Source organism: Corallococcus sp. AB018 (genome assembly GCF_003986945.1).
Lineage (GTDB): Bacteria > Myxococcota > Myxococcia > Myxococcales > Myxococcaceae > Corallococcus > Corallococcus exiguus.
The window spans coordinates 26,739-49,076 of record NZ_RAWR01000021.1; the positions used below are offsets into that span (position 1 = coordinate 26,739).

The 22,338-nt window shown below is 66.9% G+C and carries 13 protein-coding genes and 2 tRNA genes; 9 read left to right on the plus strand and 6 right to left on the minus strand.

The window, feature by feature from the left end; all coding sequences use genetic code 11:
- The first annotated feature begins 176 nt into the window (after positions 1-176).
- From D7Y11_RS07225 to D7Y11_RS43190, 6 genes are all read left to right on the plus strand, one after another.
- Positions 177-1,145 (plus strand): cyclopropane-fatty-acyl-phospholipid synthase family protein, encoded by a 969-nt coding sequence (locus tag D7Y11_RS07225; RefSeq protein WP_126933324.1) that lies wholly within the window; start codon positions 177-179, stop codon positions 1,143-1,145.
- A 42-nt stretch (positions 1,146-1,187) separates the two neighbouring features.
- A tRNA-Sec gene (locus D7Y11_RS07230) sits at positions 1,188-1,286 on the plus strand.
- Positions 1,287-2,101: 815 nt separating this feature from the next.
- Positions 2,102-3,454 carry a hypothetical protein gene (locus D7Y11_RS07235; protein WP_120576600.1) on the plus strand — a complete coding sequence of 451 codons (1,353 nt, stop codon included), beginning with the start codon at positions 2,102-2,104 and terminating at the stop codon, positions 3,452-3,454.
- Positions 3,454-3,804: a DUF2019 domain-containing protein gene (locus D7Y11_RS07240; RefSeq protein ID WP_120576599.1), complete on the plus strand. Its 351-nt coding sequence runs from the start codon at positions 3,454-3,456 to the stop codon at positions 3,802-3,804. Before D7Y11_RS07235 ends, D7Y11_RS07240 begins: the two co-directional genes overlap by 1 nt.
- A gap of 22 nt (positions 3,805-3,826) precedes the next feature.
- Positions 3,827-4,423 (plus strand): DUF1629 domain-containing protein, encoded by a 597-nt coding sequence (locus D7Y11_RS07245; RefSeq protein WP_120576623.1) that lies wholly within the window; start codon positions 3,827-3,829, stop codon positions 4,421-4,423.
- A 120-nt stretch (positions 4,424-4,543) separates the two neighbouring features.
- A tRNA-Sec gene (locus D7Y11_RS43190) sits at positions 4,544-4,637 on the plus strand.
- A 51-nt stretch (positions 4,638-4,688) separates the two neighbouring features.
- Here D7Y11_RS43190 and D7Y11_RS07250 read toward each other — a convergent pair.
- The 3 genes from D7Y11_RS07250 to D7Y11_RS07260 form a co-directional block, all read right to left on the minus strand.
- Positions 4,689-5,753 carry a HEAT repeat domain-containing protein gene (locus D7Y11_RS07250; RefSeq protein WP_126933325.1) on the minus strand — a complete coding sequence of 355 codons (1,065 nt, stop codon included), beginning with the start codon at positions 5,751-5,753 and terminating at the stop codon, positions 4,689-4,691.
- Positions 5,754-6,331: 578 nt separating this feature from the next.
- On the minus strand, positions 6,332-8,140 hold the full coding sequence (locus D7Y11_RS07255; protein ID WP_126933326.1) for a glycosyltransferase family 39 protein: 1,809 nt from the start codon (positions 8,138-8,140) through the stop codon (positions 6,332-6,334).
- The gene (locus D7Y11_RS07260; RefSeq protein WP_120580350.1) at positions 8,137-8,472 is read right to left on the minus strand and encodes a hypothetical protein; all 336 of its coding nucleotides are present in this window, start codon (positions 8,470-8,472) and stop codon (positions 8,137-8,139) included. Before D7Y11_RS07260 ends, D7Y11_RS07255 begins: the two co-directional genes overlap by 4 nt.
- Positions 8,473-8,767: 295 nt before the next feature.
- Here D7Y11_RS07260 and D7Y11_RS07265 point away from each other — a divergent pair, with 295 nt between their 5' ends.
- From D7Y11_RS07265 to D7Y11_RS07275, 3 genes are all read left to right on the plus strand, one after another.
- Entirely contained in the window at positions 8,768-9,958 is a 1,191-nt protein-coding gene (locus D7Y11_RS07265; RefSeq protein WP_120580349.1) for an acyltransferase, read from the plus strand.
- Positions 9,959-10,081: 123 nt separating this feature from the next.
- Positions 10,082-14,308 carry a kelch repeat-containing protein gene (locus D7Y11_RS07270; RefSeq protein ID WP_126933327.1) on the plus strand — a complete coding sequence of 1,409 codons (4,227 nt, stop codon included), beginning with the start codon at positions 10,082-10,084 and terminating at the stop codon, positions 14,306-14,308.
- Positions 14,309-15,083: 775 nt separating this feature from the next.
- The gene (locus tag D7Y11_RS07275; protein WP_158641896.1) at positions 15,084-18,668 is read left to right on the plus strand and encodes a kelch repeat-containing protein; all 3,585 of its coding nucleotides are present in this window, start codon (positions 15,084-15,086) and stop codon (positions 18,666-18,668) included.
- Positions 18,669-18,746: 78 nt separating this feature from the next.
- On the opposite strand, the gene D7Y11_RS07280 is transcribed toward D7Y11_RS07275, so the two are convergent.
- Genes D7Y11_RS07280 through D7Y11_RS07290 form a run of 3 tightly spaced genes read right to left on the minus strand, consistent with a single transcriptional unit; the run spans position 18,747 to position 22,269 of the window.
- Positions 18,747-20,186, minus strand: coding sequence for an O-antigen ligase (locus D7Y11_RS07280; RefSeq protein ID WP_126933329.1), 1,440 nt, complete (start codon positions 20,184-20,186; stop codon positions 18,747-18,749).
- The gene (locus D7Y11_RS07285) at positions 20,186-21,019 is read right to left on the minus strand and encodes a PIG-L deacetylase family protein (RefSeq protein ID WP_121754858.1); all 834 of its coding nucleotides are present in this window, start codon (positions 21,017-21,019) and stop codon (positions 20,186-20,188) included. The genes D7Y11_RS07280 and D7Y11_RS07285 overlap by 1 nt, the downstream gene beginning before the upstream one ends.
- Complete coding sequence (locus D7Y11_RS07290) at positions 21,016-22,269, minus strand: glycosyltransferase family 4 protein (RefSeq protein ID WP_233605159.1); 1,254 nt, start codon at positions 22,267-22,269, stop codon at positions 21,016-21,018. The genes D7Y11_RS07285 and D7Y11_RS07290 overlap by 4 nt, the downstream gene beginning before the upstream one ends.
- Positions 22,270-22,338: the final 69 nt, after the last annotated feature.

The following is a 22,338-nucleotide window of genomic DNA, read 5'->3' on the forward strand; positions in this document are numbered from 1 at the left end:
CGGAAGGGCGCTCATCATGGAGCCCGGATGACGCGCCGGGCAAGGCGCCCCCTGGGACACCGGGCGAGCGGCCCCGCTTCATTCACCAGTGAAAACCGCCATGCAGGCCAAGCCTGGAATTGCCGTGACACGGGCTAGGGTTCCGGCCATCGGTTGGAAGGCCCAGGAGGCTGGCGATGGTCAACGTGAGGCAGGTCGCGACGCGGCTGAAGAGTGCGTTCCTGGCGGACCCGGAGCGCTTCTATACGAACGAGACAGGGGCCTGGGTGGCGGGGATGCCGGCGCCGAGCGACATCCGGGTGACGACGGGCCGGGAGCCCTTCTGGATCAACCTGGGCTACTGGAAGCACGTGGAGAAGGTGGACGACGCCAACGTGGAGCGCGTGGGGGAGCTGTTCCGGTCCGCGCAGGCGGAGATGGCGCGCCTGTTGGCGAGGACGGCGAAGCTGGGGCCCGGGGATGCCGTCTTGGACTGCGGCTTCGGGTACGCGGACCAGGACCTGCTGTGGGCGGAGGAGTTCAAGCCCGCGAGCATCGTCGGGGTGAACATCACGCCGAACCAGGTGAAGGTGGGCCGGGAGCGCGTGAAGCTGACGGGGCTGGAGGGTGTGGTCCGGCTGGAGGTGGGGAGCGCGACGGCGCTGCCGGGGCCGGAGGGAGCGTTCGACGTGGTGTTCGCGCTGGAGTCCGCGATGCACTTCCGGATGAGGCAGGACTTCCTGCGCGAGGCCTTCCGGGTGCTGAAGCCGGGAGGCCGGCTGGTGATGGCGGACATGGCGCAGAAGACGGACCGTGAGGCTGGAGCCGGACTCCGAGCACGGCTGCGCTACCGCTACTGGCGGGGGCTGATTGCCTTCCCGGAGGAGAACGTCTGGTCGACGGAGCGCTACCGGGAGGAGCTGCGGCGGGCGGGGTTCCAGGACGCGAAGGTGGAGTCCATCGCGGACGACGTGTACCCGGCGGTGAACACGGCGCTGGTGGCGCTGCGGGGCATAACGCAGCTGGAGCGCAATCCGGGGAGCACGTCGCTGCACCAGGTGCGCGCGGACGTGCACAAGGCGATGCGGATGACACCGGAGCAGCTCCAGTGGCCCGCGCTGTTCAACTGCGACGAGTACGCCGTGGTGTCCGCGCGCAAGCCGTGACCGTGGTTGACGGACTGGGGCGGAGCGGCGGTAATCGGAAGCGGTAGGGCCTCCGGACCTGGTGGCCGGCCCGGTCTTCAAAACCGGTGAGGGGCTGCGAGAGCAGTCCCTGGCGAGTTCGATTCCCGTGCCCTACCGCCACACCTCTGCAATCCGGTTAGCGATTCATCGTCACCAGCCAGCAGCTACCAAGAGGTCGACGCACAAATGCCACAGGATAAGGAAAGTGGCGCAACTGCCGCTCAATGGGGCCGTGATACAGCTCGACAGCTCGCCGAAAAGCTAGGAGCCAAGCCACTCAGCAACATCTCGAATGAGGCGCTACTCGACGACGAATTGATTGTGATCAAGTGCGCCAAACCTGACACCGACACCGTCGGTGTCACCTTCAAGATGCTTGCACGCGTGTCCCGCGTATTCGGTGCTTTCCAACAGAGCGACGGCAGCTTTGACATTTGGTCACTACCGTCCAGCATTTATTCCAAACATACCCGCGAGTCGGCCGGTCGCGGCTCATCCGCTGGAAAGTATGGGCTCGTACGACGAGACGCGTTCCTCTCACTTGGAGTTCACATCGGGACAGTCCGGCTCCCCTAGTATGCCGAACTAGATTTGAACGACTGACTTGGGCCTGACGATCAGCATCGCCCCCAGTCACTGTGAACCCATGGCAATGGAGAGTCGCTTGGCTCTCGGGAAAACAGCACGGCGGCTGGTCCTGTGGGCTATCGTGGGACCTCTGCTGGCAGGCGCGTTTGGACAGACCGGATGCTCCCATGGAAGCAATCTAGTCATTGGGCGCACTGCACCTGAACACTTCCGGCACGCCGTCGGCCCGCACGCTCGACGACAGCCGGTGACCACCCGGAGCGCTTGTCAGTTCTACCTGGTATTACCCGACCTTGCGCCACCGATGCGCTCCCGAGCAAAGAGCGCCAGCGCCAGGAGGGCTCCGCATGCTGCCACGATGGTCGATTCCCCTACTGATCGTGATGCTGGCCGGATGCAGCGGCACCACGAAGTCCGTGCGCCTACACACGGGCCACGGCGACCCCATCGTCCTCACCCCACGCAGCGGCGATGCCGCGCCGGTGGAGTTGGACGAAGACGACTTCGTTGAAGTCGTAGCAGTGCTCGCCCGGAACGTGCGGCCGTCCACTCATCCCCAGGAAACGGCCCGGCGGTTTTTCGAGATGGATCCGCGCAGCGGTTCGTACCTGTACGAGCCGCGCAGCCACCGTGTCATCCCGCTGGGACCGGGCGAACACCTGGACGGTGATCTCCCCTCGACAGAGGTGGATCTGACGCGCGCATACCTGCGCTGGTGCGAGCGAACGAGCAAACCCGGCGATTGCCTGCGCCTCCTGGTGGAGAGCCCTACTGTCACCGGAGATGGCCGTTACGCCCTGGCCATGGCCTTGGCCCAAGGCGTCGTGCGGGACGAGATGATGGACGCCTTCAAGGAGATGGCTGATCCCCAGGCCATGATGGCTGCGGTTCTTTGGACGTGGACCACGTACTGCATCTTGCTCGCGGTGCCCGAGCCTTTCTCGAAGGGCGTGGCCGCCGTGATGACCGCCTCCCTCATTGCCTACGTGGGGGTCGATACGTTCTGGAGCCTCATCTTGGGCTTCAAGCAGCTGGTGGAGGAGGCGGAGCGGGCCACCACGTTTGACGAACTCCGCGAGGCGGGTGAGCGCTACGGCAAGGTCATGGGCCGCAACGCGGCGCGCGCGTTCGCCATGTTGGCAACGGCCGCCCTTGGGAACACGGCGGCGGGGCTGGGGTCGAAGGTGCCAATGCTCCCAGGCGCCGCGCAGGCGGCGGTCCAGGCTGAAGCGCAAATGGGCATCAGGCTCGCGGCGGTCGCGGACGTGGGAACGGTGGCCGTGAGCGCCGAGACCGTCACCATCGCCCTCGCGCCCGGCGCGGTGGCCATGGGGGCCAAAGCCACGGGCGGCAGCGCCTCCGCCAAGGCGCGTCCCTTGGGCTACAGGGCCTGGAGCTCGTTCAGTGGTTTCAAGAAGGCCATGGGCCCGGCGGGCAAGAACAAGGAGTGGCACCACATCGTCGAGCAAACTCCGGGCAACGTGAAGCGCTTCGGCCCCCAGGCCCTCCACAACACCGAGAACCTCATCCCACTGGACAAGATCCTGCACACCGACGTCAGCGCGCTCTACTCGTCGATCCGGCGTAGTATCACCGGCTCGCCATTGACCGTGAGGCAATGGTTGAGCACGCAGTCCTACGAGGCCCAGCGTGACTTCGGGCTGCTGGCCATGGAGAACGTGGCGAAGGGGGTCTGGTGATGACGTTGGAGAGATTGGTCGAGCAGTTCGCCCTGAACGTGGCGGCACAGACCGAGGCCATCTTCCGGGGAGATGCCAAGACGGGAAACAAGCACGCCAGGAAGTACGGTGCAGCCGTCGATAAGCTCCTGGCCCATGGAAACGCAGGACGTGATGCCCTCCTCGTCCTGCTCAAGCATGAGCGCATGGATGTGCGTGTCATGGCCGCCGCCCATCTGCTCCGCTACCGGACGGCCGAAGCGAAGGCGGTTCTGGAGGAAGCCGCCAAGGGCAAGGGGCTCGTTCCCTTTGAAGCCGGGCAGGCATTGAAGCGCTGGGAAGAAGGAACCTGGGCGCTCGATCCAGAGTAGCCCGCCTCGGATGGACGACCTCATGCCGACGCGGTTCTTCAAGTTGACCGATGATGTGTACCTCTCCGGCCGGTGGGAGCTGGGGCATCCTCTCGATCAGGAAGGGCGCAAGCTCTATGACCCGTGGCAGTTCAGGATCGGGCAGCGGGCTCACTCGGACGAGCGCATCAGGATCCCCATCAAGATCTCCGGCAAACCGCTCGACTATTCCCACGCGGCATTCAGCATCCCCGTCGTCCACGCCCGGGCGGCCTCCTTCTTCACCGAGCTGGCACCCGACGACATGAAGCTCATCCCGGTGGAGATCGACTCCCAGCCCGCTCAGCACTTCATCCTCAACGCCACCCGGCTGGTGAAGTGCATCGACGATGCAGCGTGCGAGGAGGTGCGTTACTGGACCCCGGAGGACGGGATGCCCGAAAAGGTGGGTACGTACTCCTCCGTGTCCGGGATGCGCATCGACCCGGCGAAGGTGGAAGGCGCCAAGGTGTTCCGCACCTGGGGCTGGACCGTGGCCTTGATCGTGTCCGAGGAGATCAAGGAGGCCCTGGAGCGCGCGGTCATCACCGGCACGAAGTTCACGGACGTGACCGGCCCCGGTGCAGCCAATGCCCCCTAACCCCTGCCGTCCCCACCCGCGTACCCAAGCTGTACCCAAGATGAACGGACGCGGGTGGACCTTTACGGACTCGCGGTCCACCCCGCGCCAGAGGGAAACGGGCCACCCCTCAATCCTCCCGGGCACCTCGCGGATCGGTGTGGCGGGGCTTCAAAACCGGTGAGGGGCTACGAGAGCAGTCCCTGGCGAGTTCGATTCCCGTGCCCTACCGCCAATGCGTTCCAGGGGTTACGCCCCCCGTACTGCCGCCTTCGCAGCATCTTCGTCACCGATGGGCACTGTTCGAGCCGAGCGTCTGCTCGACCCAACGGTGCCAGGCCGCCGGCTCGTCACCCAGGTCCCGCCCCGCCAGGATGGCGAGCACCTTGCGAGCAGGCTCGGCATCGGTCTTCTGCTGCATTCCAGCCATCTCCACCAGCACCGCGCCCGCCTTGTCGAGAATCTGCCGCTGATGGGCGGCGCCTTCGGTTTCCACGATGTGCACGAGCGCCCAGGCTGCCTTGTTGCGGTCGGTCTCGAGCGGGTACCAGAGCGCTTCGAGCACGGGCTCCAGCGGGATGATGACCCGCGGCTGTCCCTCCTGCATCGTTCCCAGCAGGCGCAGCGCCTCGTTGCGCACACCCTCGTAGGGGTCGCGCACCGACGGGAGAACGAGCTTCACCAGTTGCTCGCGTGAGTTGATGTAGGGCAGGAGCATGACCGTGGCCATTCGCTTGGAGTCGTTGCGATCCTCACGCAGCACCCGCACCAGCGTGTCGAGATTGCGGGGAACACCATCCATGAAGCGCTGCTCCAGCGGCGCGAGCTCGGGGTGGTCGAATCCTCCATGGCAGTTGAGGGCATGGCACTTGCTCTTGCCGTACTCGGGGACAGCCCCTTCCCTGCTCAGCTTCCAGTAGGCCGTCTGGTATTCATCCCAGGCCGTGAGGAGGCCCTCCGGCTCCGGGATATCGCCCTGCGGCGCGGGTGAAAAGGGCATACGCCACTCATCTCCGGCATCGACCAGATCCACCGTCACCCGGAACGTCCGCGTCGGCGGGTAGGCCACCATCGAGTACCTGCAGAACGCGAACTTGTAGGCCGCCAGGAGCCGCGGCTTGCTCTCCATGAGGTACGGCGTGAACTCCCCCTTCTCGAGGTTGAAGCGCGCGCCGGGCGCAGGCATCCCAATGACCTCCAGCAGCTTGCCCTTGGGCACCTTGCGTGAGCCGAACACCTCCACGCCTTCGAACACGTAGACCGGGCTGGGCTGGACCGGCGATGCGGCCTGATGGACAGGCGTTGCACAGGCCGTGAGCAGTGCAAGACCCAAGAGGACAAAGCGCTGCATGGTTCTCCCTCTCCGCGCCGAGCAGGCGCAGGGATCTCAACGATGGTTGCGCGGGATGTGGCTGGTAAAGCGAACTCCAGGCTAACGCGCATCCGGGCCACCCTCGCATGAAATTCTCCCTGCCCCAGGAAGCGCCCTGGCGCTGCCCACCTGTCACGCGCCCGCGACACCTCTGGGTTCAACGTCATCCCTTCAGGGTGGATGCGTGCTCCGGACGATCCCGATCACCGATTCCGGAGCAAGCCGAACACCGGCTCCGGGACAAGCCGAACACCAATTCCGGAGCAAGGCGAACACCTGTAGCAGGGTGAGGCACCGGGGCCTGAGCAGCGCGGAGGCCCGCGCGGACTGAAGGTCCGGCCGGAACGTTGACGACGCTGGACAGAGCGCCGACCACGCCGCCACCTTCCAGCCCTTGACCTACCGCGGCCCGCTCTGGACTTTCCAGAACGGGCCGTGGTGCTTCGACGTCATGTCATGACTCAACAGGAGCAGTCATGGAGCAGCTATAGCGATCGCTGGTCATGTGGTGTGGGTGGGAAAGGCGCGTTGAAGACAGCCGGCGTTGAATGCTGGCGTCATCCCTCCGCGTGGCGTGAACCCTTCGCGCCCTCCTGCATGCATGCTCGGTTCACGAAGACGCGGAATCCCCCGCGTGCGCCCTCCGGCAACTCCGCGCTCAAGTCCAAGGCCTGCAGCGCGATGTCCCGCTCCATTTGCACGAGCCGGGGGTCTTCACGCTCCTCCGGGCCGAAGACGAAGGCGCAGTACTCGCCGGACGCGATGCTCGCCACGAGCGTCTCCGGCCGGAGTTCCGTGTAGAAGGACTGCCAGTAGCGACCATTGCGAAACAGGTAGAGCTGAAGAACCTTGTACCGGGGCGAGATGAAGCTCTCATGCCCGGGCGGCAGTGGTTCCAGATAGGGGCGAAGGATCTCCGAGATCTCCTTGTACGGTGGTTGAGGCGCAGTGAGCTCGTACGCCCCGAAACCAGCCAGTGACAGCGAGGAGAGGCCACCGATGAGCGCCGTCGCTCGCGCGCGCTCGAGGCGAGCCGCCGCATACGCCAGGAGCCAGGCGCCCCCCACCCCGAGCGTGTGCGCGCCAACATAGACAGGCGTGATGTCATCGCGCTTCAGCCCCCGAGCATGAGCCGCCCCGATGAGGAGCACCGCCGCGGCCGAGAAGACGCCCGCGACCCTGAGGGCTCGACGGCCCGATGCCCCCCGTGGTTCGAGGGTGCCCTCCCCGGCAAGGAGCGCCGAAGCACCAAGCCCGGCCAGCCCATAGAGGAATGGCAAGACTCCCAGGATGTAGAGCGACTCCTTGATGGCGGGGTGCGAGAGGGGAACCAGGCTTGCGAGCCCGAAGCCGATGGCGCCGAAGAGCCCGGCCGCGGTCGGCGCACGCCGCTTCAAGGCGGGGAGCGCAGCCAGAAGGAGGGGGCAGAGGAAGAAGTGCTCCCGGTAGAGGATCGCCGGGTAGTACCAGAAGGGATGACTCCATTCCGTGGGCACGCCCGCCCCAGCCAGCTTCGACCCTCCGATGCTCTGCCCCAGGAAGGGTGCGAAGTAGACCTGGGTGAGCCAGAGGGCGACATCCGTGGGTGACCGCAGAGCGACGAAGGCGATGTGAAGGGACGCCGTGGCGAGAAAGCCGGCGGCGATGCAGGCGACAGGAACCAGCGCCCATTGACGCCGCTGGAGACGCACGCTGGCAAGGAGCCCTAGCGAAGCCAGCACGAAGGGGGTGACGAGCCACAGCTTCGTCAAGAAGCCAAGGCCGAGGCATGCGCCACCCAGCAGGGAGTGCCAATTCCTCCCGGTGAGCTCTCCTCGCGCAATCCAGTACGTGCCCGCCATGCCCCACGCCACGAGGACAGGCTCGGCCTCCATCAGCCGGAATTGCCACAGGACGGCAGGAGAGAGCGCGAGCAGGAGCGTCGTCAGGAGCGCCGCACGACGCTCCCACAGGGCGACGAGCCGGTAGGTGAAGCAGAGGGTGGCGGCCAGCGCCGCGAATGAGACGAGCCCCATGGCTTCGGGCCGGCCGCCCAGGGGACAGCCTCCGAGTGCGAGGAGCACCGAGTGAAATGGAGTGTTGCCGATGCCTGGCAGATCGAAGCCAACCCAATCCTCCGAGCCGCCAGGGATGTACGAGGGCCGCACCACGAGCGCCAGCGAACGGCACATGTTGAGGGCCATCGTGCCATTGACGCCCTCGTCACCTGTTTCGATACGCTTGAAGACGACGCCGCGCGCGAAGGCCAGGGCAAGGGAGGCAATGACCACCACACGGACGACGAAGCGCAGGCGATTGTCGTCATCACGCCGCGGCCCAAGCGGCTGGACGGGGGGAAACCACGAGCCTGGCCAGAGAAGTCTCATTTCCGCCAGGCCCGGGGCAGGTGGGCACGAGAGTGGAGCCAGTCCTTGCCCCCCCCTACCCTCGCGGTCGGACTGAGCTGAGCCTTCAGAATCCTGCCGAGCAGCCTCAGCGTCCGCAGCAGCGGCTCCTTCGACTCGTCCTGGTGCGTCTTCTGAGCGGGCGTGCACTTCCGGGTCGCGTCAACCGGCTCCTCCAGGCCCACGTAGGCGCACGCGAAGCGCTCCGGTGAGAGGAACTCGCCCAGCCACCGTCGCTCCTCGCGCGGAAACCAGGCGGCGAAGAGGCCCCGCATCTTCACGGGCTCCCTCGCTCCATCCTTGAAGGGACTCATGAAAGAAGGCACGAGCCTGACCGAGCAATTGCCGTTCCAGCCAGCGGCAGCTCAATCCGGGCCTTCGAGTTCCGCTCGTCCGTTTCGGGGACGGCCCCTCATTTCGACCCTGGACAGCCGAGACGGGCGACCCTCTCGAGGGAGCGAGCCCTCCTCGATGGACTCTCAATCCGAGACAGCCTGACGTCCCAGCATGAGACAGCAGGGACAATCAGCCGGCGGTGAGGCCGTGAAGCATGGAGCACGATACCTGCATGGAGGCGCAGGCAGCAGGAAGCACGTGGGACACATGTGAATGCGCAAGCCGGTGATTCGCAAGACACTCTCCGAGGAACTGTTCTTCGTCCGCGGCATGAGCCTGATGCTCGTGGTGCTGGTCCATGTGATCGGCGTGGAGCCCTTCCAGGGAGTGCGCAAGCTCTTCTCCCCGGAGCGAGCGGAGCTCCGGTTCGCCTCGGAGTTCATCCACAGCTTCAACATGGCGGTGATGATCATCGGTTCGGGCGTGGCTGTGTCACTCTTCGGCGCGCCGGACAGGTCCTTCCGGGAGTTCGCGCACAAGAAGCTGCGCAAGCTCGTCGTCCCGATGTTGGTGTGGGCGCCCGTCTTCCTCATTGCCCATGAGCTCACCCAGGCGCGCCCGCGAACACCTGGCGGATGGCTGGCGCTGCTGGGCCGGTTCCCCGCCGCCTGGTTCCCTCCGTACGCCATCTTCTGGTTCATTCACGCCCTGGTGGGCTGTACCTGTCTGGCGTGGGTGTATCAGCGCATCGTGCCCGCCCGGTACAATTGGAACGGACTGAGCTACCTGGCACTGTCCTGGGTGTCTTATGCCGCTGTCGAGTTCCTGGAATCTCCGATGTCTGACATTGGGATGAGATACCTCCGCTTCATCCTCTTCTGGAACTGCCTCTTCGGTCTGGGAATGAGCCTGTCCCCCTGGCTGGCGCTGGCGCGCACCCGGCTGTCCCAGTTGCCTCTGGCGCTCCAGGGACTGGTGCCCTCGGGGTTCCTGGGGCTGCTGGTCTCTTTCCATGTCTCGGGGCTCGCGGAGGGGCATCTGGATCCGCGCCTGCTCACGGGGCCGCTGGGCTTCTGCCTGCAATTCACCCTGGCCTTCTTCCTCCTGGGTGTTGCCCGGAGCCTGGGTGCGACGTGGAAGGGGTTGGCGAGGTGGATTGTCTACCTGGGCTCGATCAGCATGCCGCTCTACCTCTTCCACATCTATTTCGTGTCCGGAGTGAGGTTGGCTTTGGGGAAGGTGCTGCCAGGAGCGCCGCTCGCGCTGCACCTGGCGCTGGGCGTGTTCGGAGGGCTGATGGGGCCCCTGGGCCTCTACCTCCTCCTGGAGAGGAATCGGGCCTTCCGCTGGAGCATCGGCCTGCGTGGTGTCCCTTTGGACACGCCCGAACTCGGCGCGAATGAGTCCCCTGGCACCCGGCCACCTCGGGTGGAGGCATCGACCATGAAAGGGGCCGACGTATGAACCCAAATGAAGTGTTGACCATTCGCCAAAATGTTTGTGTTTCAGAGCGGGACGGCCATGCTGGCTGGCTACACCAAAGTTCATGGAGGCCCCCTCTGAGCGCCTCCATTCCCTGGAGTTGTCATGGACGTGATGAGAGCCAGCAGGGTCCTGCTGCTGGGATTGGGCTTTGTCGCAGCAGGCTGTAGCAGCAAGCCACCGGAAGAGAAGACGCTGGCCCACAGCGCTTCGCCGTTGGTGGTGGAGGGGTGGACCGAGGCCGCGCCCATGGCGGAGGCTCGCAAGTACCACGCGGGCGTGGTGCTGCCTTCCGGCAAGGTGCTGGTGACGGGCGGCTACAACGCCAGCGGGTATCTGTCCTCCTCCACCCTCTTCGACCCCGCTACTGGCGCGTGGACAGCGGCCGCCTCCATGCCGGAGGCGCGGCAGATCCACGCCATGACGCCGCTGCCTTCGGGCAAGGTGCTCGTGGTTGGCGGAGAGAACGCGACGGGCCGCCTGGCTTCCGCGGTGGTGTATTCCCCGGACACCAATACCTGGGCCTCCGCTGGGAGCTTTGCCTCGGGCGTGGCACGGGCTTCCCTGACGGCGACGCTGTTGCCTTCGGGCAAGGTGCTGGTGGCGGGCGGTGGCAACTCCGGCGGCCCCAAGTTCACTGTGGATGTGTATGAGCCGGTGGCGGGAACCTGGAGTGTCGGTCCGAATCTGGGAGCGGCGCGGCGCGACCATACGGCGACGCTGCTGACGACCGGGCAGGTGCTGGTGGCAGGCGGCGTCGGGGGCGCGAGCCTGGCGACGGCGGAGTTGTACAACCCGTCAAGCAATACGTGGGCTGCGACGGGAAGTCTGGCGACGGCGCGCTACAACCACACGGCGACGCTGCTGCCTTCGGGCAAGGTGCTGGTGGTGGGTGGCCGCAACAGCACCGGGCTGCTGGCGACAGCGGAGGAATACGACCCGGGCACCGGGCAGTGGAGCGCGACGGGCGCGCTGGGCTCGGCGAGGGAGCTGCACTCGGCCACCCTGCTGAGCACCGGCAAGGTGCTGGTAACGGGCGGCATGTATGGCAGCGCAGCAACAGCCGCACTGGCGAGCTCGGAGGTGTACGACCCCGTCACCCGGCAGTGGAGCGCGGCGACGCCGATGACCGGTGCGCGGTATTCGTATGTGGCGGTGTCGCTGGCGACGCAGGCCAAGGTGTTGGTGGTGGGCGGTATTGGCGCCACCGGCGCGAGCCTGAAGACGGCGGAGGTGTACGGGTACGACGCCTGTGCTGGGGTGACGTGCAACAGCGCCCCGGGGGCCTGCTACGAGGCGGCGGGGACGTGCAGCAATGGCGTGTGCAGCTACGCGCTGAAGGCAGCTGGGGCCACCTGCGACGACGGGGATGCGTGCACCGGGACGGACGTATGCAACGGCGCGGGCGTGTGCGCGGGAAGCGCCACCCAGTGCGACAGTCCTCCGGGGCAGTGCTATGCGGCGGCGGGGGCATGCAGCGACGGGACGTGCTCCTATTCGTACAAGGAAGCCGGTGACGCGTGTGATGACGGGGATGCGTGCACGGTGGATGAGACGTGCAACGGAGCGGGCGGGTGCGCGGGCACGCCGGTGACTTGCAGCAGCCCTCCGAGCCAGTGCTTCGAGGCGGCGGGAACGTGCAGTGAGGGCGCGTGCTCCTATGCGCCGAAGGCGGCGGGCACTGCCTGTGATGACGGCAATGGCGGCACCATCAACGATGTGTGCAGCGGAGCGGGCGTCTGCGCGGGCGTGCCGGCCTGCACGACGCCGCCGGATGCCTGCCACGCCTCACCGGGCACCTACTCCAACGGAGCGTGCACCTACCCGCCGAAGGCCGCGGGCACCCTCTGCGATGATGGCAACGCCTGCACGACGGGCGATGTCTGCAACGGTGCGGGCACGTGCGGTGGTGCGGCCCTGAGCTGCAACAGCCCTCCCAGCCAGTGCCACCAGGCCGCCGGCACCTGCTCCAACGGTGCCTGCAGCTATGCACCGAAGTCCTCGGGTGCGAGCTGCGATGACGGCAACGCGTGCACGACGGGAGACGTCTGCAACGGTGCCGGCACCTGCGGCGGCTCGGCCCTGAGCTGTAACAGCCCGCCCAGCCAGTGCTACGAGGCCGCGGGCACCTGCTCCAACGGCACCTGCAGCTACGTGCCGAAAGCCTCGGGGGCCAGCTGCAATGACGGCAACGCGTGCACGACCGGTGACGTGTGCAACGGCTCCGGCACTTGCGGTGGCTCGGCGCTGAGCTGCAACAGCCCTCCCAGCCAGTGCTACGAGGCGGCGGGAACCTGCTCCAACGGCACCTGCAGCTACGTGCCGAAGGCTTCGGGTGCCAGCTGCAATGACGGCAACGCGTGCACGACCGGTGATGTGTGCAATGGCTCCGGCACCTGCGGTGGCTCGGCGCTGAGCTGCAACAGCCCGCCCAATCAGTGCTACCAGTCCGCCGGCACTTGCTCCAACGGCACCTGTTCCTACGTGCCGAAGGCTTCGGGTGCCAGCTGCGATGACAGCAACGCGTGCACCACGGGAGACGTCTGCAACGGTGCTGGCGGCTGCGGCGGCACGGCGCTGAGTTGCAGCACCGCGAGCACCAATTACTGCAGCGGAAATGACGTCCGGAAGACCACCGGCACCGGCACCTGCAGCGGCGGCTCCTGCCAGTCCACCGACGTCCTCGTGCAGTCGTGCCAGACCGGCACCAGCGGCCCCTTCTGCAGCGGCAATGGTGCCTACGAGACCGTCTATGGCGGCTGCTCCAACGGTGCCTGCACGTCCACCCAGCAGCTCATCGAGTCGTGCTCCACCTCCAGCAGCAACTACTGCAGCGGCAACACCGTCCGGAAGCTGACCGGCACCGGTTGCAGCGGCGGCAACTGCGGCTCCACCGACACCCTCGTCCAGACGTGCTCCACCTCGAGCAGCAACTACTGCAATGGCAATGACGTGCGGAAGACCACCGGCACCGGTTGCAGCGACGGCTCCTGTGGCTCCACCGACACGCTCGTCCAGACGTGCCCGACGGGCACCAGCAGCCCCTTCTGCAGCGGCAGCAGCGTCTATCGGACCCTCAATGCCGGCTGCAGCGGAGGCGCCTGCGCGTCCAGCCAGCAACTCGTCGAGACGTGCTCCACCTCCAGCAGCAACTACTGCAGTGGCAACACCGTCCGGAAGACCACTGGCACCGGCACTTGCAGCGGCGGCTCCTGCGGCTCCACCGACACCCTGGTCCAGACGTGCTCCACCGCGAGCACCAACTACTGCAGCGGCAATGACTTGCGGCGCACCAGTGGCACGGGCACCTGCAGCGGCGGTTCCTGCGGCTCCACGGACACCCTCGTGCAGACGTGCCAGACCGGCACCAGTGGCCCCTTCTGCAGTGGCAACGGTGCCTACCGGACCGTCTATGGCGGCTGCTCCAGCGGTGCCTGCACGTCCTCCCAGCAGCTCATCGAGTCGTGCTCCACCTCCAGCAGCAACTACTGCAGCGGCAACACCGTCCGGAAGGTCACCGGCACCGGCTGCAGCGGTGGCTCCTGCGGCTCGACTGATACCGCCGTCCAGACGTGCTCCACCGCGAGCAGCAACTACTGCAGCGGCAACACCGTTCGCAGGACCACCGGCACCGGATGCAGCGACGGCTCCTGTGGCTCCACCGATACGCTCGTCCAGACGTGCACGACCGGCACCAGCAGCCCCTTCTGCAGCGGCAACAGCGTCTACCAGACCGTCAATGGCGGCTGCAGCGGAGGTTCCTGCTCATCCAGCCAGCAGTTCGTCCAGACGTGCTCCACCGCGAGCACCAACTACTGCAGCGGCAATGATGTGCGGAAGACCACCGGCACCGGTTGCAGCGGCGGCTCCTGTGGCTCCTCCGATTCCTTCGTCCAGACGTGCTCCACCGCGAGCACGACCTACTGCAGCGGCAACAACGTTCGCAGGACGACCGGCACCGGTTGCAGCAGTGGCAACTGCGGCTCCACCGATACCCTGGTCCAGACGTGCTCCACCGCGAGCACGACCTACTGCAGCGGCAACACCGTCCGCAGGACGACCGGCACCGGTTGCAGCGGCAGCGGCACCTGCGGCTCCACCGACACCCTGGTCCAGACGTGCAACAGCCAATTTGAGATGTGCAGCGATGGCGCCTGCGTCTCCAACGATGGGCTCTGGCAGTTGGTGGGTTCGTGCAGCACGAGGTGCCCATCCAATGAATGCTGGCCCCCCGTCAACCCGGAAGGTCAGGACTGCAGGCCGGTGGGTTCTACCTGCTTCGCTTACGGCGGTCCCACCGGTCGTAACGAATGGAAGTGCGCGCCGTACTGAGTCGAAGTGTGAGTAGGAATCAACCCAGTCACACCCGTTGAATTCAGCGTCGAAGCCTCCGTGCGTCCCAACGCACGGAGGCTTTGGCTCGACGGGGTGTACACCCGGAAAACCCAAGGGCGAAGGCGCCAGCAGGCCGAAGAAGACATCCGTCAGCCTGTCTCATCGCGTGATGCGTTATCGGTATTGCTCCGCGCGTCATTGATCCAGCAGCCAGCCCAAGCGCATACATTGACGGGGCTCGCTCGTGGGGTCGGTGGGACCCTCAGGCCGCTATCACCCTCGAAGACATCCAGCCTTCCGATGGAACATGGGTCGATCCGGTGTCCGTATCGACACGCCCAGACCCTCGCCGGAAACGAATGCTCGGGCACGCCGTCGGCCAGACCGAGTTGCTGGCTCTCGACGCGAATGAGTCAGTCAACACCCCCGGGCGCTCAATGAATACTCACGGGTAGCTGTCCCACGACCACGAATGGGGCTGCCGTATGCACCCAAACAGAGCGCCATCCCATGAATCATTGATCATGCCCCAGGGGGCATAGGCATGCGGGTTCTCTGTCTGGCATGCTGGCTGGCCAAAGCAAACCCTTGGAGGCCTCTCTGAGCGCCTCCATTCCCTGGAGTTATCATGAATGTGTTGAGAGCCAGCAGGGCTCTGCTGTTGGGATTTGTCTGCGTACTCGTAAGCTGTAGCAGCAAACCACCGGAAGAGAAGACACCGGCCCAGAGCGCTTCCCCATTGGTGGTGGAAGGGTGGACCGAGACCGCGCCGATGGCGGAGGCCCGCAAGTACCACGCGAGCGTGGTGCTGCCTTCCGGCAAGGTGCTGGTGACGGGCGGCTACAACGCCAGCGGGTATCTGTCCTCCTCCACCCTCTTCGACCCCGCTACTGGCGCGTGGACAGCGGCCGCCTCCATGCCGGAGGCGCGGCAGATCCACGCCATGACGCCGCTGCCTTCGGGCAAGGTGCTCGTGGTTGGCGGAGAGAACGCGACGGGCCGTCTGGCTTCCACGGCGGTGTATTCCCCGGACACCAATACCTGGGCCTCCGCGGGGAGCTTCGCGACGGGCGTGGCACGGGCTTCCCTGACGGCGACGCTGTTGCCTTCGGGCAAGGTGCTGGTGGCGGGCGGGGGCAACTCCGGCGGCCCCAAGCTCAGTGTGGATGTGTATGAGCCAGTGGCGGGAACCTGGAGCGTGGGTCCGAATCTGGGAGCGGCGCGGCGCGACCATACGGCGACGCTGCTGACGACCGGGCAGGTGCTGGTGGCGGGCGGCGTCGGGGGCGCGAGCCTGGCGACGGCGGAAGTGTATGACCCGACGAGCAATACCTGGACGGCGACGGGAAGCCTGGCGGCGGCGCGCTACAACCACACGGCGACGCTGCTGCCTTCGGGCAAGGTGCTGGTGGTGGGTGGCCGTAACAGCAGCGGGCTGCTGGCGACAGCGGAGGAATACGACCCGGGCACCGGGCAGTGGAGCGCGACGGGCGCGCTGGGCACGGCCAGGGAGCTGCACTCGGCAACCCTGCTGAGCACCGGCAAGGTGCTGGTGACTGGAGGCATGTATGGCAGCGCAGCGACGGCCGCACTGGCGAGCTCGGAGGTGTACGACCCGGCCACCCGGCAGTGGAGCGCGGCGGGCCCCATGGCCGGTGCGAGGTATTCGCATGTGGCGGTGTCGCTGGCGACGCAGGCCAAGGTGTTGGTGGCGGGCGGTATTGGCGCCACCGGCGCGAGCCTGAAGACGGCGGAGGTGTACGGGTACGACGCATGTGCTGGGGTGACGTGCAACAGCGCACCGAGTCAGTGCTACGAGGCGGCGGGGACGTGCAGCAATGGCGTGTGCAGCTACGCGCTGAAGGCGGCTGGGACCACCTGCGATGACGGGGATGCGTGCACCGAGACGGACGTATGCAACGGCGCGGGCGTGTGCGCGGGAAGAGCCACCCAGTGCGGCAGTCCTCCGGGGCAGTGCTACGCGGCGGCGGGCACATGCAGCGACGGGACGTGCTCCTATTCGTACAAGGCGGCCGGTGACGCGTGTGATGACGGGGATGCGTGCACGGTGGATGAGACGTGCAACGGGGCGGGCGGGTGCGCGGGCACACCGGTGGCTTGCAGCAGCCCTCCGAGCCAGTGCTTCGAGGCGGCGGGAACGTGCAGCAGTGGGGCGTGCTCCTATGCGCCGAAGGCGGCGGGCACGGCCTGTGATGACGGCAATGGCGGCACCATCAACGACGTGTGCAGCGGAGCGGGCGTCTGCGCGGGCGTCCCGGCCTGCACAACGCCGCCGGACGCCTGCCATGGCTCCCCGGGCACGTACTCCAACGGAGCGTGCACCTACCCGCCGAAGGCCGCGGGCACCCTCTGCGATGATGGCAACGCTTGCACGACGGGCGACGTCTGCAACGGTGCTGGCACCTGTGGCGGCTCGGCGCTGAGCTGCAACAGCCCGCCCAATCAGTGCTACCAGTCCGCCGGCACTTGCTCCAACGGCACCTGTTCCTACGTGCCGAAGGCCTCGGGCGCCAGCTGCGATGACAGCAACACATGCACCACGGGAGACGTCTGCAACGGTGCTGGCGGCTGCGGCGGCACGGCGCTGAGTTGCAGCACCGCGAGCACCAATTACTGCAGCGGAAATGACGTCCGGAAGACCACCGGCACCGGCACCTGCAGCGGTGGATCCTGCCAGTCCACTGACGTCCTCGTGCAGTCGTGCCAGACCGGCACCAGCGGCCCCTTCTGCAGCGGAAATGGTGCCTACGAGACCGTCTACGGCGGCTGCTCCAACGGCGCCTGCACGTCCACCCAGCAGCTCATCGAGTCGTGCTCCACCTCCAGCAGCAACTACTGCAGCGGCAACACCGTCCGGAAGCTGACCGGCACCGGTTGCAGCGGCGGCAACTGCGGCTCCACCGACACCCTCGTCCAGACGTGCTCCACCTCGAGCAGCAACTACTGCAACGGCAATGACGTGCGGAAGACCACCGGCACCGGCTGCAGCGACGGCTCCTGTGGCTCCACCGACACGCTCGTCCAGACGTGCCCGACGGGCACCAGCAGCCCCTTCTGCAGCGGCAGCAGCGTCTACCGGACCCTCAATGCCGGCTGCAGCGGAGGCTCCTGCTCGTCCAGCCAGCAACTCGTCGAAACGTGCTCCACCTCCAGCAGCAACTACTGCAGTGGCAACACCGTCCGGAAGACCACCGGCACCGGCACTTGCAGCGGCGGCTCCTGTGGCTCCACGGACACCCTCGTCCAGACGTGCTCCACCGCGAGCACCAACTACTGCAGCGGCAATGACTTGCGGCGCACCAGTGGCACGGGCACCTGTAGCGGCGGCTCCTGCGGCTCCACGGACACCCTCGTGCAGACGTGCCAGACCGGCACCAGCGGTCCCTACTGCAGCGGCAACGGTGCCTACCAGACCGTCTACGGCGGCTGCTCCAACGGCGCCTGCACGTCCACCCCGCAACTCATCGAGTCGTGCTCCACCTCGAGCAGCAACTACTGCAGCGGCAACACCGTCCGGAAGGTCACCGGCACCGGCTGCAGCGGCGGCTCCTGTGGCTCCACCGACACCGCCGTCCAGACCTGCTCTACTTCGAGCAGCGACTCTTGCAGCGGCAACACCGTCCGGAGGACCACGGGCACCGGTTGCAGCGGTGGCTCCTGTGGCGTCACCATCACGGATATCATGAATTGCCCGACCGGCACGGGCAGCCCCTTCTGCAGCGGCAACAGCGTCTACCAGACCGTCAATGGCGGCTGCAGCGGAGGCTCCTGCGCGTCCAGCCAGCAGTTCGTCCAGACGTGCCCGACCAGCACCGGCAGCCCCTACTGCGTCGGTAACACCGTCTACCAGGTCGTCAATGGCGGCTGCAGCGGAGGCTCCTGCGCGTCCAGCCCGCAGCCCGTCACGACATGCTCCCCGGTGGACAGCTACTCCTGCAGCGGAAACACCGTCCAGAGGACCACCAGCGGCTCCTGCAGTGGTGGCAGTTGCGGTGGCAGCACCACCACCAACGTCCAGACGTGCTCCCCGGTGGACAGCTACTCCTGCAACGGCAACACCGTCCAGAAGACCACCACCGGCCTCTGCAGCGGCAGCGGCTGTACTGGCACCTCCACCACCAACGTCCAGACCTGTGGCAGCGGACAGACGTGCAGCAATGGAACGTGCGTCGCCTCCGGCGGGAAATGGACCAACACAGGGACGTGCACCTTTGGGGCCCCGTCCTGCCAGAACTACAACTGCACCAACTTCTACCCAGATACGGCCTGCTCACCGTTGGGCGCTACTTGCACCATCTCCACAGGCTCCGGAATCTACAGGTGGATCTGCCTGTAGGAGCCGCCCTACTCCTGGCTGCATCCCGCGCTGACGGCTCCGTGCTCCAACACGGAGCCGTCACCCGGACGGGGCGCTTCACTCGCGTTTGAGTGACACCCTCGCCATCCGGGAGAGAGTCTTCGTTGGGAGCGCCGTCACCGACGGACGGGCCGGGTACACGGCCGCCAGTGTTCCCAAGAGGATGTGCAGCAGGAAGAGCAGTGGCGTCTGCCGGTACTCCCACTCGGAGAAGCTCTGGGCGAAGGCTCCCAGCAGGCCGAAGAAGACTCCGATTCCGAAGCGTGAGCGCAGCGCGGGCGAACGCTTGAGGAAGAAGCTGGCTCCCATCTTGAACCAGCTCAGCCAGACCGCCGCGAAGAGGATGACCCCGGGCCAGCCTGTCTCTCCCAGCGTGATGAGATACAGGCTGTGTCCCGGAGGGGCCTGGGCCGCGTCCACGTTCGAGCCCGCCGGGATGGGGCCCTTGGGCGGTGCTTCCTCCGTGCCGGTGTAGGGGATGTAACCGAAGCCGATCATCCGGCCGTACTGGTTGGACACCGCGTAGGACCAGTTGTTCAGCCCGACTCCGAAGACATGGTCCTCCTGCATCAACCGGGCGAGGTGGACGTAGGCGCCGCGCCCTTCGTGCTCCTTGCCCCCGAACTCACTGGAGAGTCCTCCTTCGGAATCGAAGCGGGCCTGGAAGGCCGGTGCCAGCTTGAGGCCCACGGGAATGGCCGCGAGCAACAGCAGGAACGCCACCCCTGCTGTCTTCGGCGTTGGCTTCAACGCCCCACACGTCAAGGCCACCGCCACCAGGAGCAGTCCTAGCGAAACCAGTCCCGCTCGCGACACGGTGCACAGCACCGAGATGGAGCCCAGGAAGGTGGCCACGCCGCACAGACGTTTGAGGCGTGGCCCTACGTCCGAGAGCGCGACCGCGAGCAGCACCGGGACCGCGATGAGGTTGAACATCGACACGGTGTTCGGGTGGAACAGCGTCCCGTCCGCTCGGCTGTGCCCCAACACGACCCGGGAGTGGATCACCCAGAAGCACTCGTAGATGACCGTGATGGCCAGCGCCGCGACGAGGCGCCGGAGGTCCCGCTCGTTCTTCACGCAGGCCGCGATCGTCACGTACACCATGACGGCGCGGAACATCTTCGACAGCTCGAACAGGCCGAACAACCGGGGCTCGGAGAGCAGGACGTTCACCGCGTTGTAGGCGAGGAACACTCCCATGATGGCCAGCCCGTGGGGCCACTCGCGCCGCTGGCCTGGCTTGCGATGCCGCAGCTCGTCCACCCACAGGAAGATCCACAGGAAGTCGAGCCAGCTGAACTCGAAGCCACGCGTGGTGCCGCGGTACCAGGCTCGGCTGAAGAAGTTGAGGGACACCGCCGAGGCGTGGGTGGTGCCCCAGACGAGCAGGATGACGCAGAGGTGCTTCAGGCGTTCGGACCTCCCGACGGCGTGAATCCCGGCGGGAATGACGACCGCGCACAGGCCCAGGAAGAGGAGGAACTTCGTCTCCATCAGCGCGCCGCGATGTCGATGCGCCGGTAGAGCTCGTCTTCCTCGAAGAAGCACGGGAGGAACTCGCCTCCGTCCACGTCGTGCAGCGTGTGCCAGCGCGGCTCCGCGTCTCGGCGCTCCATCTGCGAGGCGTGCAGCGCCAGCGCGGCGCGCTTCTGCTCCACCACGCCCCGGAGGGACACCTTCGTCCGGAAGTCCTTGAGCATCCGCAGTCCCAGCCTCGTCGACACCGTCCCCGCCAGCACCGACCGCTGCTGCCTTCGTGTCCTTCCGAAGCCCACCATGGGCCAGTGCCTCCAGGCCCATACCGCGTACTCGAACACCGTGACGGGCCGCCCTACCCTTGCCACTGCCTCATGCACGAGGTGGTTCGTGCTCACGTGGTCCGCGTGTTCGCCCCGAGCGTACGGGACGAAGAGCTGCTCCGGCCGGTGCCTCCGCAGCAGGTCCTCCACCCTGGCCACGGCCGCCTCCCGGTTCGCGTCCAGCGCGCCGTCGGGAAAGCCCAGCAGGAAGACCTCCGCCTCCTCCACGCCCAGAACCTTCGCCGCGCCCAGCGCCTCTTGCGCCCTCTGCGCCTTCAGTTCGTCGCGTGAGATCAGGTGCGCGTGTGAGCTGGCGCCGTCCGTCAGGAGGACGATCCGCACCGCCGCTCCCGCGCGCCGCTTCTGCAGGATGGCGCCCCCACACCCCAGCGTCTCGTCATCCGGGTGCGGCGCGAACACCATCGCGGGACACCGGAGCTCGTCCTCGTTGAACGTGCGGGCTCGCCGTCCCAGCGCCAGCCGCTGCAAGCGACGAAGTCCCCTCCTCACCGGGCTTCCGTCCATCATCGCCGCGCTCCTTCCTCGAGGACCGCCTGGTAGAGCTCCGCGACCTTGCTTGCCACCACGTCCCAGCTGAAGCGCTGACGCACCTGCGCGGCACCCGCTCGCGCCGCCACGTCCAGCCGCACGGGGTTGGCGAGTGCCTGCCGCAGCGCCTGGGCCCAGTCCTCTACCTCCAGGGTCGGCACGCTCAGCCCTTCCGGACCAATGGCTCCGGCGAGATCCGCCAGGCCCGAGTGCACCGCCAGCAATGCCGGCCTCCCCGCCGCCCACGCCTCCAACACCGCCAGTCCGAAGGCCTCGTGCGCCGAGGGCACCAGCACGAGCCTGGAGAGCGCCAGCAGATCCGGAACCTCGCGGGCCGCGTCCAGGTTGCCGAGGACATGGACGCGCTCGCCGAGCCCCAGTGCCTGGATCTCTCGCTTCAGCTGTTCACCATAGGCCGCGTCCACCGTCGCGCCCGCGAGGACCAGGTGATGATCCTCGGGCGCCCCCACGGCGAAGGCCCTCACCGCTAGCACCTGGTTCTTCTGCGGAGAGATGCGCCCCACCAGGGTGACCACGCGTGCGCGGGCGAACCGGGGCCAACGCTCTCTCGCCCGCTGCGCGCTTCCCGTGGCCATCCGCTTCAGGTCGACCCCCTGATCCAACCTCACGGCCCGGTCCCCGACCACCTCGGACAGGGCGCGACGCTCCTCCTCGTTGAAGGTGATGACTCGCGCGGCGTCGTGGATGACGCGCCGGGCACCGAAGAGCCACCCGATGGGCCGGCCCATGTCCATGAGCCCCGACAGCCGCCGCGCGGTGTCCTGCTCCAGCCAGGACTTCCGCGCCAGCAGTGGCCCATGCACGGAGATGACATAGGGGCGCCTCGTGAGGCGCATGGCCGTCCGCACGGCTCCGCCGATGCGCCCCGCCGTGTGCAGGTGCGCCAGGGCGAGGCCCGCGTCCTTCGCGAGCCGGAGCGGCTCATCGAAGGTGGCCAGGTTGCCGGCATTGGCGACGAGCGCCCTTCGCTTCTCGGCCGGGCCCAGGAACGGACAGAAGGCCTGATAGCGCAGCAGCGGCACCTCGGGGCCCAGCGCTCGATCCGGCTCCGAGGGCCCCGCCGGTGCGTGCACCTCTGGCCCCCAGCCCAACGCCGCCAGCCGCCGCGTTACCTCCACGACGTGCGTCTCCGTCCCGCCCCACTCACGCGGGTCGTACTTGCGAAGGACATGCACCACGCGCCGCCCGGGGCGCTCCACAGCCGTCATATGCACGGGCAAGACGCAATTCATGGACCAGACACTCCGCGCCCCACCCGCGGCGCCCCTCCTTCCCCA

Excerpts from the sequence above, each read along its gene's own strand:
- D7Y11_RS07225 (WP_126933324.1), top strand. The coding sequence starts at position 177 with ATGGTCAACGTGAGGCAGGTCGCGACGCGGCTGAAGAGTGCGTTCCTG.
- D7Y11_RS07235 (WP_120576600.1), top strand. The coding sequence starts at position 2,102 with ATGCTGCCACGATGGTCGATTCCCCTACTGATCGTGATGCTGGCCGGA.
- D7Y11_RS07240 (WP_120576599.1), top strand. The coding sequence starts at position 3,454 with ATGACGTTGGAGAGATTGGTCGAGCAGTTCGCCCTGAACGTGGCGGCA.
- D7Y11_RS07245 (WP_120576623.1), top strand. The coding sequence starts at position 3,827 with ATGCCGACGCGGTTCTTCAAGTTGACCGATGATGTGTACCTCTCCGGC.
- D7Y11_RS07250 (WP_126933325.1), bottom strand. The coding sequence starts at position 5,753 with ATGCAGCGCTTTGTCCTCTTGGGTCTTGCACTGCTCACGGCCTGTGCA.
- D7Y11_RS07255 (WP_126933326.1), bottom strand. The coding sequence starts at position 8,140 with ATGAGACTTCTCTGGCCAGGCTCGTGGTTTCCCCCCGTCCAGCCGCTT.
- D7Y11_RS07260 (WP_120580350.1), bottom strand. The coding sequence starts at position 8,472 with ATGAGTCCCTTCAAGGATGGAGCGAGGGAGCCCGTGAAGATGCGGGGC.
- D7Y11_RS07265 (WP_120580349.1), top strand. The coding sequence starts at position 8,768 with ATGCGCAAGCCGGTGATTCGCAAGACACTCTCCGAGGAACTGTTCTTC.
- D7Y11_RS07270 (WP_126933327.1), top strand. The coding sequence starts at position 10,082 with ATGGACGTGATGAGAGCCAGCAGGGTCCTGCTGCTGGGATTGGGCTTT.
- D7Y11_RS07275 (WP_158641896.1), top strand. The coding sequence starts at position 15,084 with ATGGCGGAGGCCCGCAAGTACCACGCGAGCGTGGTGCTGCCTTCCGGC.
- D7Y11_RS07280 (WP_126933329.1), bottom strand. The coding sequence starts at position 20,186 with ATGGAGACGAAGTTCCTCCTCTTCCTGGGCCTGTGCGCGGTCGTCATT.
- D7Y11_RS07285 (WP_121754858.1), bottom strand. The coding sequence starts at position 21,019 with ATGATGGACGGAAGCCCGGTGAGGAGGGGACTTCGTCGCTTGCAGCGG.
- D7Y11_RS07290 (WP_233605159.1), bottom strand. The coding sequence starts at position 22,269 with ATGACGGCTGTGGAGCGCCCCGGGCGGCGCGTGGTGCATGTCCTTCGC.